The 13,331-nt window shown below is 46.3% G+C and carries 10 protein-coding genes, 16 tRNA genes and 1 riboswitch; of the genes, 21 read left to right on the forward strand and 5 right to left on the reverse strand.

From position 1 onward, the window contains the following. Positions 1-103 precede the first annotated feature (103 nt). From ACFVVF_RS27170 to ACFVVF_RS27250, 17 genes are all read left to right on the forward strand, one after another. Positions 104-179, forward strand: a tRNA-Asn gene (locus ACFVVF_RS27170). 3 nt (positions 180-182) lie between these two features. Then, a tRNA-Ser gene (locus ACFVVF_RS27175) sits at positions 183-273 on the forward strand. 50 nt (positions 274-323) lie between these two features. Then, positions 324-398, forward strand: a tRNA-Glu gene (locus ACFVVF_RS27180). Between the two features lie 84 nt (positions 399-482). Then, positions 483-558: transfer RNA gene (locus ACFVVF_RS27185), tRNA-Val, on the forward strand. Positions 559-576: 18 nt separating this feature from the next. Beyond that, a tRNA-Met gene (locus ACFVVF_RS27190) sits at positions 577-653 on the forward strand. A gap of 32 nt (positions 654-685) precedes the next feature. Then, positions 686-762: transfer RNA gene (locus ACFVVF_RS27195), tRNA-Asp, on the forward strand. A gap of 15 nt (positions 763-777) precedes the next feature. Beyond that, positions 778-853: transfer RNA gene (locus tag ACFVVF_RS27200), tRNA-Phe, on the forward strand. 18 nt (positions 854-871) lie between these two features. Beyond that, positions 872-947 (forward strand) — tRNA-Thr (locus ACFVVF_RS27205). 6 nt (positions 948-953) lie between these two features. Beyond that, positions 954-1,038 (forward strand) — tRNA-Tyr (locus ACFVVF_RS27210). Between the two features lie 6 nt (positions 1,039-1,044). Beyond that, a tRNA-Trp gene (locus ACFVVF_RS27215) sits at positions 1,045-1,118 on the forward strand. A 20-nt stretch (positions 1,119-1,138) separates the two neighbouring features. Continuing rightward, positions 1,139-1,214, forward strand: a tRNA-His gene (locus tag ACFVVF_RS27220). A 15-nt stretch (positions 1,215-1,229) separates the two neighbouring features. Next, positions 1,230-1,304, forward strand: a tRNA-Gln gene (locus tag ACFVVF_RS27225). A 7-nt stretch (positions 1,305-1,311) separates the two neighbouring features. Beyond that, positions 1,312-1,386: transfer RNA gene (locus ACFVVF_RS27230), tRNA-Gly, on the forward strand. Between the two features lie 7 nt (positions 1,387-1,393). Then, positions 1,394-1,467, forward strand: a tRNA-Cys gene (locus ACFVVF_RS27235). 18 nt (positions 1,468-1,485) lie between these two features. Then, positions 1,486-1,562: transfer RNA gene (locus tag ACFVVF_RS27240), tRNA-Arg, on the forward strand. Between the two features lie 12 nt (positions 1,563-1,574). Continuing rightward, positions 1,575-1,656: transfer RNA gene (locus tag ACFVVF_RS27245), tRNA-Leu, on the forward strand. A 189-nt stretch (positions 1,657-1,845) separates the two neighbouring features. Beyond that, a complete protein-coding gene (locus tag ACFVVF_RS27250; protein WP_387816158.1) occupies positions 1,846-3,801 on the forward strand; it encodes an AraC family transcriptional regulator in 1,956 nt (651 codons plus the stop codon). Positions 3,802-3,876: 75 nt separating this feature from the next. Here ACFVVF_RS27250 and ACFVVF_RS27255 read toward each other — a convergent pair whose 3' ends face one another. The 3 genes from ACFVVF_RS27255 to ACFVVF_RS27265 form a co-directional block, all read right to left on the reverse strand. Beyond that, on the reverse strand, positions 3,877-5,265 hold the full coding sequence (locus tag ACFVVF_RS27255) for an MFS transporter (RefSeq protein ID WP_387816160.1): 1,389 nt from the start codon (positions 5,263-5,265) through the stop codon (positions 3,877-3,879). 171 nt (positions 5,266-5,436) lie between these two features. Then, a complete protein-coding gene (locus tag ACFVVF_RS27260; protein WP_387816162.1) occupies positions 5,437-5,958 on the reverse strand; it encodes a DinB family protein in 522 nt (173 codons plus the stop codon). A 27-nt stretch (positions 5,959-5,985) separates the two neighbouring features. Continuing rightward, positions 5,986-6,411, reverse strand: a complete 426-nt coding sequence (locus ACFVVF_RS27265; protein WP_387816164.1) for a MarR family winged helix-turn-helix transcriptional regulator — start codon at positions 6,409-6,411, stop codon at positions 5,986-5,988. Between the two features lie 188 nt (positions 6,412-6,599). On the opposite strand from ACFVVF_RS27265, the gene ACFVVF_RS27270 reads away from it, so the two are divergent. Both ACFVVF_RS27270 and ACFVVF_RS27275 read left to right on the forward strand, forming a co-directional pair. Continuing rightward, a complete protein-coding gene (locus tag ACFVVF_RS27270; protein ID WP_387816166.1) occupies positions 6,600-7,082 on the forward strand; it encodes an RrF2 family transcriptional regulator in 483 nt (160 codons plus the stop codon). A gap of 104 nt (positions 7,083-7,186) precedes the next feature. Then, positions 7,187-8,077 carry a class I SAM-dependent methyltransferase gene (locus tag ACFVVF_RS27275; RefSeq protein ID WP_387816316.1) on the forward strand — a complete coding sequence of 297 codons (891 nt, stop codon included), beginning with the start codon at positions 7,187-7,189 and terminating at the stop codon, positions 8,075-8,077. Here ACFVVF_RS27275 and ACFVVF_RS27280 read toward each other — a convergent pair. Together ACFVVF_RS27280 and mgtA are read right to left on the reverse strand one after the other, a co-directional pair. Beyond that, positions 8,074-8,547 (reverse strand): DinB family protein, encoded by a 474-nt coding sequence (locus ACFVVF_RS27280; protein ID WP_387816168.1) that lies wholly within the window; start codon positions 8,545-8,547, stop codon positions 8,074-8,076. The genes ACFVVF_RS27275 and ACFVVF_RS27280 overlap by 4 nt on opposite strands. Before the next feature lie 229 nt (positions 8,548-8,776). Continuing rightward, positions 8,777-11,431 carry a magnesium-translocating P-type ATPase gene (gene mgtA / locus ACFVVF_RS27285; protein WP_387816170.1) on the reverse strand — a complete coding sequence of 885 codons (2,655 nt, stop codon included), beginning with the start codon at positions 11,429-11,431 and terminating at the stop codon, positions 8,777-8,779. A gap of 328 nt (positions 11,432-11,759) precedes the next feature. Beyond that, a riboswitch (M-box (ykoK) riboswitch) is annotated at positions 11,760-11,929 on the reverse strand. A gap of 421 nt (positions 11,930-12,350) precedes the next feature. On the opposite strand from mgtA, the gene ACFVVF_RS27290 reads away from it, so the two are divergent. Both ACFVVF_RS27290 and ACFVVF_RS27295 read left to right on the forward strand, forming a co-directional pair. Continuing rightward, positions 12,351-13,055, forward strand: coding sequence for an MgtC/SapB family protein (locus tag ACFVVF_RS27290; RefSeq protein WP_387816172.1), 705 nt, complete (start codon positions 12,351-12,353; stop codon positions 13,053-13,055). A 39-nt stretch (positions 13,056-13,094) separates the two neighbouring features. Next, positions 13,095-13,316 carry a hypothetical protein gene (locus tag ACFVVF_RS27295; protein WP_387816174.1) on the forward strand — a complete coding sequence of 74 codons (222 nt, stop codon included), beginning with the start codon at positions 13,095-13,097 and terminating at the stop codon, positions 13,314-13,316. The last annotated feature ends 15 nt before the right edge of the window (positions 13,317-13,331 follow it).

Here is a 13,331-nt window from a genome sequence, read left to right on the forward strand (position 1 = left end):
CTAATCGGTCGAGGGCTTATCCTAAATACCCCGATTAGGGGACGCTAAAGTGATACATTTCAATTCGCATCCGGTTTTCAAGGCGCAAAGCTTTGAAGCATATTCCCTGATAGCTCAGTTGGTAGAGCACTCGACTGTTAATCGAGTTGTCACAGGTTCGAGTCCTGTTCGGGGAGCCATATAGAGAGGTGTCCGAGTGGTCGAAGGAGCACGATTGGAAATCGTGTAGGCTCTAACCGGGTCTCGAGGGTTCGAATCCCTTCCTCTCTGCCATAATTATACTTTTCACTTACGAAGTAAGATTTTGCTTCGCAAAACTTTTAGGCCCGTTGGTCAAGGGGTTAAGACACCTCCCTTTCACGGAGGTAACAGGGGTTCGAATCCCCTACGGGTCACCATTTACAATTTCTAAACTTTAACCTAAAAAAGTATTGCAAAGTTGACCTACATATGATATATTATAAAGGTCGCTCAAGCGATATGGAGGCTTAGCTCAGCTGGGAGAGCATCTGCCTTACAAGCAGAGGGTCGGGGGTTCGATCCCCTCAGCCTCCACCATAAATACTTTTTTAACGACGCGGGGTGGAGCAGCCCGGTAGCTCGTCGGGCTCATAACCCGAAGGCCGCAGGTTCAAATCCTGCCCCCGCAACCAAAACTTTACCAATGTGTGTCCGACAATGATGTGGAGCTGTGGTGTAGAGGCCTAACATGCCTGCCTGTCACGCAGGAGACCGCGGGTTCGAATCCCGTCAGCTCCGCCATTAACACAAACATCTGGCTCGGTAGCTCAGTCGGTAGAGCAGAGGACTGAAAATCCTCGTGTCGGCGGTTCGATTCCGTCCCGAGCCACCATTTTTAACAAATGAATATGCCGGTGTAGCTCAGTTGGTAGAGCAACTGACTTGTAATCAGTAGGTCGTGGGTTCGACTCCTATCGCCGGCACCATGTTGTGGAGGGCTAGTGAAGTGGCTAAACACGGCAGACTGTAAATCTGCTCTCTTCGAGTTCGGTGGTTCGAATCCATCGCCCTCCACCACAACCTAGGGGCATAGTTTAAAGGTAGAACAAAGGTCTCCAAAACCTTTGGTGTGGGTTCAATTCCTGCTGCCCCTGCCAATCAATTGAATATGAACATGGCGGTCGTGGCGAAGTGGTTAACGCATCGGTTTGTGGATCCGACATTCGGGGGTTCAATTCCCCTCGTCCGCCCCATATTTTAATTGACATTGGGGATTAGCCAAGCGGTAAGGCAACGGACTTTGACTCCGTCATTCTCAGGTTCGATCCCTGAATCCCCAGCCATTGTTTTGCGGAAGTGGCTCAGCGGTAGAGCATCGCCTTGCCAAGGCGAGGGTCGCGGGTTCGATTCCCGTCTTCCGCTCCATCTATATGGCGCCATAGCCAAGTGGTAAGGCAGAGCTCTGCAAAAGCTCTACCCCCAGTTCGAGTCTGGGTGGCGCCTCCACAATTTAATAAGTATTTTGCGGCCTTAGCTCAGCTGGATAGAGCGTTTGACTACGAATCAAAAGGTCAGGAGTTCGAATCTCTTAGGCCGCGCCATCTTTACAAAATGCCGGTGTGGCGGAATGGCAGACGCGCGCGACTCAAAATCGTGAGGGAAACCGTGGGGGTTCGAGTCCCTTCACCGGCACCAGATTAATCAACTAGAAGTTCATTGGATATGTATCCGATGAGCTTTTTTGTTTTTTATTGAGCTTATTTTCTATTTCTTAAAAACTTAATTCATGGCGATACAAAATGCTGGTTGTGAGAATCATTTTCAATTATAATGAGGTACAGCCTTGATGAAAAGGCAACTTATTAGTATCAGGAAGTGATAGGTATGAATTGGAACGAGCATCTATTGCTGTGGAACGAGGCCAATGTCAAGCTGCTCGACATTAGACATCAGTTAGTGGTGCAAGGAGACGTGCTTCGCGGTTACAAGCTTCCCTCCAACGCTTTCCTGTGGGTGACGAGCGGACGTGGACGGGTAATGCTGGACGGAACTGGTTATGCCATCGATGGCTTTCATTTGCTTCATGGTGCAAAGGGTATGAGCCTCGATGTTATCCCTTCAGGTGACCGCCTCGAATATGATCTCATTATGTATAAGGTACTGTTAGCTTTCCCTGGCAACCGTTATTTGGAGCGGATGTTGAAACGCAGCAGTCCTTTTCATATTCAATATGGATTCACGCCTCATGCTCCGCTTGCCCTTCAGTCAAAGTTCGAGCTGATGGAACAAAGCTGGCGCAATCATACGCTGCTCGACAAGCTGTATGCCAAAGGTGTTCTCTATCAATTTGTCCATGAATTGCTTGGTCAGATGGCTGGGCAGGAGCTTGGGGAGATAAGAGCTGATCTTGTGTCCCAGGCTACTCGCTACATGGAGACCAGCTATTCGGAAGCCTTTACTTTCGAGGGGCTGGCAGAACTGCTTGGATGCAGCTCCAGCTACTTATCCCGTTTATTCAAAAGGCAGCTAGGCATAACGCCTAACGAATATTTGATCCAAGTTCGTGTCGAACATGCCAGCAGGCTTCTGACAAAGACGAATGCATCCTTGCAAGAAATTTCGTCAAGCATAGGTTACTTGGACGTATACTATTTCAGCCGCATGTTCAAAAAACAAACCGGTGTATCGCCATTGCGATTTAGATCGCTGGCAGCAGAGAAGCCGGTTCAGAAAAGTCCATTTAACAGTTCAGGACAAGCTATTGTCCCTCGCGCAGGCCGCAGCTATAATGATAATTATTCTCATTATGAAAAAGAGGGAGATTTAACGATGTCCAAAGAAATGAAACTGTCAGTAACCGCTGTAATGCTGCTCTGCATGACTTTGTTATTCAGCGGTTGTGGGGCTGCAACAGGTTCCAATGAACCATCCGCTGCGGCTGGCTCTCCGGCAGCTGTTGTACAGGAGCAGCTGCAGACCAAGTTGGTTAAACATATGATGGGGGAAAGCGAAGTTCCAAACAATCCGCAGCGCATAGCGGTAAATGGGCTCGAAGATATTATGCTGGCGCTTGATGCGCCAATGGTTCATGCTCAATCGATGAAGGGACAATACTTATACGACACGCTGCAAGCAAAAAATATCCCGTCGGTCTACACGCCAGACGGTATAAATTATGAGTCTATTCTCGATTCCAAGCCGGATCTGATTATTGCCAATCTTTTGCCCACGGATACGGAATCATATAAGCAGCTAAGCAAAATTGCGCCAACTATCGTTTATGATCGAAGCGACTGGCAGACGTCTATCGCGGCGATTGGGAAGGCAATTGGCCGCGAAGAGAAAGCTCAGTCTATCATTCATGACTACCAGGAAAAGCTGAGCAAGGCTAAAGAGGCTATTGTAGCAAAAATAGGGGCTGACCGGACATTAGCTTTTATCCGGCCGTCGAAGCAGGATGTTCAATTGTTTTTCCCGGCATTCTCCTATACCAGCATCGCGTACAAAGATTTAGGATTGACACTAGAACCGATGCTGGCTAACCTCATGAGCAAGGAGGAAGAAGGCGCTTGGGGGATAGAATCATCGCTTGAGACACTGCCCGATCTGACTGCCGACTACTTATTTGTCACAGTAGGGGGCTCATTTGATTCAGAGGATGAAGCTAAGGATGCACTAGAGGAAATGAGTGTAGTGGAGGATCTGAATGTATGGAAGTCGATTCCTGCTGTTAAGCAAGGGCATGTGTACAAAATGTCGTCCAGACATTGGATGCTGAACGGGCCTACAGCAGACAGTATGAAAATCAACGATGTACTCGCTGCCTTTGATCTGCAATAAAATCGATGTAAATGTAGAAAAACCGTTGGACATACGTTCAACGGTTTTTCTGTTTAGCAATCAGATTTAGTCCATTCACGCTTGAGGTGCAGAATTCCCTTTCTTAATACGCAAGGACATGGCCAAGCTCAATATGACAAAAAGCAGTTGAAGCGATAAAGCCAGCATAATGCCGGTTAACAAGCCCCAATTCATGGTTTGGCTAATTGCGATGAAAGCCCCGCCGATCCCGATGCTTAACCCCGGACTGAATGCGTCTGTAAATTGAAGGCTCGCGGATATTTCTCCTTCTTCACCTTTATTCGCTTGCTGCAAGGCAATCGCTCCTGTAGTTGGGTGAGCCAGCCCAATGCCAAACCCGGTAAAAATTTGCGAAATGACTGCATATACGATGCCGCCCTCAGGGAGACTGACAGCAAACATGACTGCAATAACACCAATGACCATCAATCCGATTCCAGCTGTAATCCTTTTATTCCGTCCTGTTCCGTGATCTTTGGCATCAAACCTGGATTGGAGCCAAGCTGCGGCAGACCAGCTTAATGCGCCGGCAGCTACGATTAACCCTGCTAGGTCGGCGGCCAATTTTTTGACATCTGTCAATGCAAGGACGACATAGCTTTCAGTTGCATTATAGCAAGCGACAAACAAACCTCTTGAGATTATCGTTGCTGGCAACCCTCTCCGTGCCCGGAAAGTGCCAGCTGGCAGCAGCTTCCGCAATGGCAGAATCATAATAAGTATTCCTGCTACTGTGAGCACTATTCCTTTCCAGCTCGTTATAGAGCCAAGTCCAGCCAGCAATAATCCGGTTCCAACGGCCAGTAATAGGGCATAACCTTCCTTCCGGCCGTTCTTTGATTCCGATACTTCCTCGGTTTTGAAATTGCGGAAAGCGGGCAACGTAAGGATAACGGCCAAGCCAATGAAAGGCAGTACAAACCAGAATACAAATCTCCATGAAATATATTCGGCTAACAGTCCGGCGATATAAGGACCAACTAATGCAGGCAAAATATACGCGCTTGAAAACATGGCAAGGATCTTCGTTCTCAATCGGTCAGGATAACCTGCCGTAATGCTGAAGTATACACAGGTGATGATAGCACCCGCGCCAAAACCTTGCAGCAGTCTCCCGGCGATTAACATCATCATATTGACGGAAAGAGCAGCAACAATGATCCCGATGACGAAAAAGAGAATTGAAGTGACAAATGATGCAAACACGCCTCTTTTGCTGATCCGATGTCCAGTAATCATTGTTCCGACGATTTGGGCTAGCAGGAATGCGCTAAATATCCAGCCGTATAGATGGATGCCCTGCAATTTTTGCGCGAGACTCGGAGCAATTGTAGTAATCGCTAATCCTTCAAAAGCAACTGTAGTGACGGCAAGAATAATTCCGATCGTTAAGGCTCTATACGGTGCATCAAATATGCCAATTTCTTTTTCAGTTGAATCCATTTTCATTTCTCCTTTTCATTGCTATATCACTAATTGTCGTAGCAAGTATATATTCGATGGCTAAACATATCATTCCATTTCAAAACGATAAAATAACATGTCTTGATGATAATAGACATGACAACTATATATCGCATGGATTCATTCCATTATGAATCCAATGCTGATGGTTTATTTTAAAATACCTAAATATGCGCTCCACGGACCTACATCCGAACCGTATCTTTTTGCCATAACCCGAACGATTTGCGCGATGTGCGTTAAATCATGAACGGCCCATGTTGCGATTAATTCCTTCACCTTGACGACACCAAGTGCGGGATGTGAACCGGTTCGTTCCAAATGGATTTCAGGATGAAGCTGTTCCTTAAGTGCTGTCAGATTTTGTTCTCGCAGCGTTTTGAATTCGAGCAAGTTATGTTCAATTGTTGTTTCCGTTTTTTGATTCAAGTGAGAGTACCGGTCGAATGACGGGAAGGGCTTGCTTTCACCTTCCTGAAGAATAAACGTTAGCCGAGGCATCCAATTATTTTTCTCACCTTCAATCAGGTGCTCAATGACTTCATGGACATTCCAGGTTCCTGTACCTTCGTTGCAGTGCAGCCACCCGTCAGATAAACCGGATAAAAAGAATTCCAATGTTCGTGGCGTACGCTCGAGAACTTCTATCGCTTCCTTTAATTTGAAGTGCATACGATTGCTCCTCTCACTGATTTCCGATTATAGATCTTTCACATTATTGAACATGACAGAGAGCACTCTTCTAAACGTCTCTACTTCCTCATCCGACAACCCTTTGACGGTTTTCTCGTAGGCCTCCATGGACGGAGCAAGAATTTCGTCTTTAATATCGCTGCCTTTGGCCGTTAAATAGACCCGTAAAGACCTTCGATCCGTTTCGTGAACGACCCGGTAAATAAAGCCCTTTTTCTCCAATTTGAACAACATTCTCGCAACATTGGTCTGATCCTTATACAGTCGTTCAGCAAGCTCCTTTTGAGTAATCCCTTCTTTTTCCCACAGGACGACCAGGATCTCCCACTGTTCCACTGTAATATCAAATGGATTGACTACTTTTTGATAATAGTTGTTTAGCTTTAGCGCTGCCCGTTGAACATTGACGCCAATATATTTTTCTAATTCCAAGGGATTCCTCCTTATAGTAGACATGATTATAGTTGTCGTGACCATTATATTCGTATTTGATTTTACTGTCAACGCTGCTGAGTGACTGGGAATACTATTGGCAGTCTGCTAAGGAGATTGCATTTTACAATGGAATCATTTATTATGGACAATATAGGTCTGTAATTAACGGGAGGGAGGAAATCAATATGCAATTCTCCAAAAGTACAGATTATGCGCTGCACGCTTTGCTTCATTTGGGCAACTCGCAGCGTCAACAGAATGTTGGTATTAAGGAGTTAGCTGTGTCACTCGGGGTCTCAGAAAGCTATCTGTCCAAAATCATGTCCAAGCTGAGACAGGACGGTATTGTACGAGCCGTACCTGGGGTCAATGGCGGTTATGAATTGGCAAAGTCAGCGGATCAGATTACTTTTCTTGATGTGATTCAAGTCATTGAGGGCAGACAGCAGATGTTCGAATGCTCGAATACGAATTCCCAGCAGCATCAGCTGTTAGATGATGAAGCCGCTCAGGATAACCGTAGAGGGAGTGAGTGCCTGATCGAGAAGGTCATGTACGGCGCGGAACAGCAGCTTCACCAGTATCTGCAGGCTCATACGATTCAGACGGTAATCGATGAGGCTCTCAAGCGGCATTGCACGGGCAACCATGATAAGAACAAGAAGTAAGCAGTACGCTTCTTGTTGTTTAATTATAGATATTATAGATCTAAGGAAGTATGCAGCTTGGCGGCAAAACCAATAAATAAAATTGAGGAGTGGAAGGAATGAGCATGAACGATTTTTATAATGAAGCTATCTGGGAACAAGCTTGGAAGGATCAGAGCGACATCATGTTGAAAAAGATGCAAAAGGCGGGAATCGATTTTTCCCGTTCCTTTGATCCAAAGGCAAGGGCATTTAACGAGCAATCCTTTAGTGAAGAGGGCAGGAAAAGAAGCCGGCGGATTATCAATTGGCTGGAAGGCCAGGGAGTCCGCTTTGAAAATAGCTCTGTGCTGGACATTGGCGCTGCATCAGGCGTATTCACAGTGCCATTTGCGGAGCGGGGAGCCCGGGTTACCGCTTTGGAGTCCTCTCCTCCGCTAGTTGAATTGCTGGAAGAGAACCTTGCCAAGCTTGCTGATGCTCAAGTGAGCATCGTACATGAACCATTCGAGCATATTGATGTGCAGGATAAGGGCTGGGACAAAGCCTTTGATCTCGTATTTGTATCTATGTGCCCGGTCATCCATGATTGGGAGAGCGTGGAGAAGGTGCTTGCATGCGCCCGGAAGTATTGCTATATCAGCATGCCTGTGACGCATAACGAGCATAGCTTACTGCAAGAAATTTGGCCACTCATTACGGGGCAGCCGTACAAAAAGAAACCTTTAGAAATGGGCTATTTGCTCCATCTGCTCTATATGAAAGGTTATTCTTATGAGTCGCTGCTGACACGGGAAATGAAAACAAAAGAAGTGACGCGCGAAGCGGCGCTGCAAGAGGTGATGTCCCTGCTTGGCCATTACGGTCTGCCTGTCGATGAGCGGACTGTACAAACGGCGGCAAGCTATTTGGAGAAAGCTTATCCGTCAGGCAAAGTAACCGTTCAGGAAGGCGGCCGCTTCGGCAAGGTATTGATCCGGCTGGAAGATGAGAGCATGTACAGCAAAGAAGATTAAGCTTTATCTATTGCTTGCGTAATCTGAGCGGTATGATGCTGATCATGGCTGGCTATATCCTGGATGAATTGCGCCAATGTGAATGTGTTGCCCTCTGCATCTGCATAAACTTTTGAATAATGCTCCTCCGGGATGGATTGCAGAGCATCCGTAATGGCTTTCCTGGAGCTCGTTAGAGCATGGATTAAGTCTTCCTTCGATTGGCTGAGCGCCCAAGCAGCAGCTGATGTGTTGAATGTGCTCACATCATCATCTTCCGACATCGTGATCGGGCTGTTCGTTACGATAGGATGGATTGTTGTTTCATAAAAATAGTGATCCCACCTAATCAGGTGGCCGATTACTTCCTTGATGCTCCATTTGTCTGAACCAAGAGGCGTTAGCCATACCTGTTCCTGGTAAACGCCAAGCTTTGTGACATAATCAATCAAAGCGCTGCAAGCTGTTAGCTGTTTTTGCTTTTGCACCATATTCTTGCCCCCATATATGAATTGTTTAGAGTGACAGAGCGCTTAGCGGCCTGTCATTCTTTTTTTTGTCTCATTTGTCCATAGCGATCGGGACTATGCATAGTATAAATCTTGAAGTTCACTTTAAGTCAAGCGGATGAAATATGCTATGTAAAAAAGCTCTTAAGATTTAACAATAACCTAAAGAGCTTTTTTAATGATCATTTACTTATCCGTATACCCGTCTCGCTTACAGCCACTCATTGAATTTGCGGATGTACCATTTTTTGATTACCTGCGTCAGGACGCAATAAGACAGCAACGTGGCTGCCAGCCATGGGAAGTAGGAGAGCGGCAGCGGCTCCAGGCCGATGCTTGAGCCAAACCCGCTGAACGGCAAGTAAATGCCAAGAGCCATGATAAGACTGGTCAGAAGGACGACCGGGACGCTGGCCGTGCTTTGAATAAACGGAATTTTTTCGGTACGGATCATGTGTACAATGAGAGTCTGCGACAGCAGTCCTTCAATAAACCAGCCCGATTGGAATAAGGTTTGGTGATCGACTGAGTTGGCGGAAAAAATATACCACATGATCGCATAGGTTGAGATATCGAAGATGGAGCTGATCGGCCCGATAAAAATCATAAAACGGCTAACCGACTTGGCATTCCACTTCTGCGGCTTGCGCAAATATTCCTTATCCATCCGATCCCATGGAATGGACAGCTGTGACACATCGTAGAACAGATTTTGAATAAGCAGGTGAATCGGCAGCATCGGCAAAAAAGGGATAAATGCGCTGGCGACGAGTACGCTGAACATGTTGCCAAAGTTGGAGCTGGCCGTCATTTTGATATATTTAATCATGTTGCCGAAAGTGATCCGTCCTTGAATGACACCTTGCTCCAGTACCATCAGGCTTTTCTCCAGCAGAATGATATCGGCCGATTCTTTGGCAATATCGACAGCTGTGTCCACCGAAATGCCCACATCCGCTTCCTTAAGCGATACGGCGTCGTTAATTCCGTCGCCCATAAAGCCAACCGTATGCCCTTTGCTTTTCAATACCCGGACGATTCTGGCTTTCTGCATCGGATTGATTTTTGCAAAAACCGTTGTTTTCCCGGCAATATCGGCCAACTGTTCATCGGTTAAAGTCTCAACCGTATTGCCGAGAACGATGTCATTCACATGGATACCGACATCCTTGCATACTTTGCGAGTAACTGCTGCATTGTCGCCTGTAATAACTTTAATATCGATACCATGTTCTTTAAGTGCCCGAATTGCCATTCTTGCGCTCTCTTTGGGCGGGTCGAGGAAGGCCAAGTATCCGACTAAGACAAGATCCTTCTCGTCCTGCAGTCCGTAGGCGGCATCTCTGGCTTCTGTGCGCTTAATGGCAACGGCAAGAACGCGCAAGCCGTCAGTATTCATCATGTGGACAAGCTGCTGCATCGAGTCCGTTATTTCCGGAGTAAGAGGAATGACATTCCCGTTATCTGCAGTATGGGAGCAGATGCTGAGCACTTCTTCCATTGCTCCTTTGCAGATGAGGATATGGCCAGCATGCTTTTCTTGGAGCACCACTGACATCCGCCGGCGGTTGAAATCGAACGGGATCTCATCGACTTTTGTATAGTTATTTTCTGCGCCTAGTATCTGAGCAAGCTCTGCATGTTCGAGCACGGCGGCATCAAGCAGGTTTTTCAGTCCTGTCTGATGGCAGCTGTTTAAATAGGCGTATTCCAGCACGCTGCTGTCTTCTTTTCCTTGCGTATTAAGATGCTTCTCCAGAATGATTTTGTCCTGGGTGAGCGTGCCGGTTTTATCCGTGCATAGGATATCCATTGCGCCAAAGTTTTGAATCGCGTTGAGCCGCTTGACGACGACCTTCTTACGGGCCATGACAGCCGCCCCTTTTGCTAGATTGCCAGCGACAATGACAGGCAGCATTTCCGGCGTAAGGCCAACTGCTACAGATAATCCGAATAAGAGAGCCTCCCACCAGTCTCCTTTTGTAAACCCGTTAACGAGGAAAATAATCGGAATCATGATGAACATGAACCGGATAAGCACGAAGGTGATGCTTTTGATCCCTTTGTCAAAGCCGGTAAGCGGCGGTTTTCCCGTAAGTGTGCTGGCCATAGAACCGAAATAGGTATTAGCTCCAGTCGCCATTACGACAGCTGTTGCAGAGCCGCTCACAACGTTTGTTCCCATATAGCACATATTGTCTAGCTCCAGTGCATTGATGGGCTTACTCGATTGCTTGCTTGCCAATTTTAATAAGCCGCGCGGAACGCTATCCATCTTCTCGACTGGCATTGCTTCTCCCGTCAGTGCAGATTCTCCGACATATAAATCTTTGGATAAAATCAGGCGGGCATCGGCGGGGACTAAATCCCCTGCTGACAGGTGGATAATATCTCCCGGCACCAAAAGCTCCATGTCTATCTCTTTTTGCTCCGTCTGGCTGCCCGTCTGGCGGCTTACAGAGGATGTCGTTTTGACCATCGCCTTAAGCTTCTCGGCAGTTCGCGCCGAACGGTATTCTTGCGTAAAGGTAATAATGACGCTGACTGTCACCATAACCGTGATAATGATTACGGCTTGAATATCATCATCCATAAAGTAAGAAAAAGCGGCGAGAGAAAGCAAAATAAGAATAAACGGATTTTTAAAGCAGCTGAGCAGCTGGATATACCATACCGGCGGTTTATCGTGGGCGATCCGGTTTTTTCCATGTTGTTCGAGTCTTTGCTTTGCCTCGGTTTCGGTAAGGCCTTGTGTACAGGTATTGAGCTCCTCCATCACATCCTCTTCCAGGGAAAGAGAGGTTTGGATGAGATGCTCTGCGATTTGTTGCGTTACTTTCTTCTGGTCTTTGATCGTTTTAGCCATGCTAATTCCTCCTCGCTGATTGCGATATTGCTAATGAGCGGGAACAAAAAAAAGCTCCCTCTGTGTATCAGAGAGAGCTGAGACGCATGGCCTTGCCGGTCAAAAACGCATACTCAAATAACCCTTCGCCAATAATTTTTTTCGCGAGGAGATAAGCATGGTATGAATGGGCAGGCCAAGCGGGCATAGTTCTCCCTCTGTACAGCTTTTAAATAAACGTAACTAGATCGGCAACTTGGACTACTGTCCATGACATATCCCCCCTTATTGCATAATAAAAACCCTCTAGAGTGATCTAGAGGGTAAAAAAGCGCACAAAAAAACACTTTCGGTTCCCCCTAGTCGAGTTTTGGCACTATACAACGTAAAGAGAAAGTTCTCTTAGCCACCTTATGAAAAGCCTTAATCCGGCAATCCCTGTTCTACCCATGGGCATCTTTCGATATTTCTGGGCAGTGGCCTATGTTCGTATAGGAGCCTCACCTAACGAGGATCATATTCAATTCCTTAGCCATCGTAAATGCTCAAATCTTATTTGTCAAGAGCTATTTTTCAGACAGTAAACAGCTATTGACAAGATCAAACAGTCCAAGTAAAATCTCGTAAGTAATACCCAGAATGAGTTCTAAAGCTTTCAATATTCGAAGAGGGGGAGTATTTACATGGACAGCAGTTCTAGTTTATCTATCGCTATAACTACACATTTATATCCTGTTAAGATGAAAAATTCAGTCTTTACGCTGCTTCCATGTTCCCCCGAGGCAGACCGGCATTTCTTCATTCCAGAAGAGTGTTCGCATAGGGGTTTCTTTGACATGTAATCCGGGTATCGATCGAATTTGAGCCAAGCGCTCCCTCTTGCAGGGGGCGTTTTTTTGTTATTCATTATTTTGAAAAATTAGTAAAAGAGGTGAGTTGCATGACGAATGAACTCGAAATGATGCTGAAGCTGGGGCTCGCCCTGCTATTTGGACTGCTTATTGGAATTGACCGGCAAATTAAACAAAAACAGCTCGGATTAAGGCCTAGTATGGTGATCTGTATTGCCAGCTGCCTGATCACAATCGTATCGATTGAAGCATTCGGAAAATTCGGCGGTCCCAATCATCCGAATATGGATCCTATGCGTTTAGCGGCTCAGATTGTAAGCGGCGTAGGCTTCATCGGAGCGGGTGTTATACTCCGCAGAAGCAATGAAGTGATATCAGGTCTGACCTCCGCCGCGCTTATCTGGTCGGCATCAGCGCTGGGAATTGCAATTGGCGCAGGATTCTATATACAAGCCGTCATGGGTGTTATTTTGCTAATTTTAGCGGTGAACGTTGTCCCTTTTCTAATCCGGTATTTGGGTCCTGAAACGCTTAGCCGCCATGATGTGGCGGTAAAAATTGTCGTCGAGTCCAACTACCGGATGACGGAATTAATTAAAAGAATCGAACGCAAGGATCCGCAGTCCAAGACGAAACAATTCAAAATCAGATATATGAAATTGAAAGATATCGACAACAACCGTCAACGTATCGATCTGACGCTGTCTGTGCCGGATAACCACTATACAACTGAAATTTATTATTACATTAAGAAAATTGACCACGTTCAAAGCGTTGAAGTCGAGCATTTATAAGCGGAGGCTTACATTATCTGGCTGAGGAGGAGAGAGGCGATGATTAAACTGTATGAATACAAATATAAGGAGGAGTATACGTACTATATGCTCCAAGCGTTGAAAGAGGGAAATAAAGAAGGGTTCCGGGAGCAATTTCTGGACCTGTATCCGCCTGATCAAGCAGGATTCTACATGGAGCTGGATGAAGGGAAACGGGAGCAGGTTGCGATCTATTTAACCCCTGCTGAATTTGGAGAACTATTCGATTGCAGAGCTTGATGAATATAATAAAGA

This window comes from Paenibacillus sp. NPDC058174 (genome assembly GCF_042883865.1).
Classification (GTDB): domain Bacteria; phylum Bacillota; class Bacilli; order Paenibacillales; family Paenibacillaceae; genus Pristimantibacillus.

What these genes read in the sequence shown, in the direction of transcription:
- ACFVVF_RS27250 (WP_387816158.1), top strand. Translation starts at nt 1,846, where the DNA reads ATGAATTGGAACGAGCATCTATTGCTGTGGAACGAGGCCAATGTCAAG.
- ACFVVF_RS27255 (WP_387816160.1), bottom strand. Translation starts at nt 5,265, where the DNA reads ATGGATTCAACTGAAAAAGAAATTGGCATATTTGATGCACCGTATAGA.
- ACFVVF_RS27260 (WP_387816162.1), bottom strand. Translation starts at nt 5,958, where the DNA reads ATGCACTTCAAATTAAAGGAAGCGATAGAAGTTCTCGAGCGTACGCCA.
- ACFVVF_RS27270 (WP_387816166.1), top strand. Translation starts at nt 6,600, where the DNA reads ATGCAATTCTCCAAAAGTACAGATTATGCGCTGCACGCTTTGCTTCAT.
- ACFVVF_RS27275 (WP_387816316.1), top strand. Translation starts at nt 7,187, where the DNA reads ATGAACGATTTTTATAATGAAGCTATCTGGGAACAAGCTTGGAAGGAT.
- ACFVVF_RS27280 (WP_387816168.1), bottom strand. Translation starts at nt 8,547, where the DNA reads ATGGTGCAAAAGCAAAAACAGCTAACAGCTTGCAGCGCTTTGATTGAT.
- mgtA (WP_387816170.1), bottom strand. Translation starts at nt 11,431, where the DNA reads ATGGCTAAAACGATCAAAGACCAGAAGAAAGTAACGCAACAAATCGCA.
- ACFVVF_RS27290 (WP_387816172.1), top strand. Translation starts at nt 12,351, where the DNA reads ATGACGAATGAACTCGAAATGATGCTGAAGCTGGGGCTCGCCCTGCTA.
- ACFVVF_RS27295 (WP_387816174.1), top strand. Translation starts at nt 13,095, where the DNA reads ATGATTAAACTGTATGAATACAAATATAAGGAGGAGTATACGTACTAT.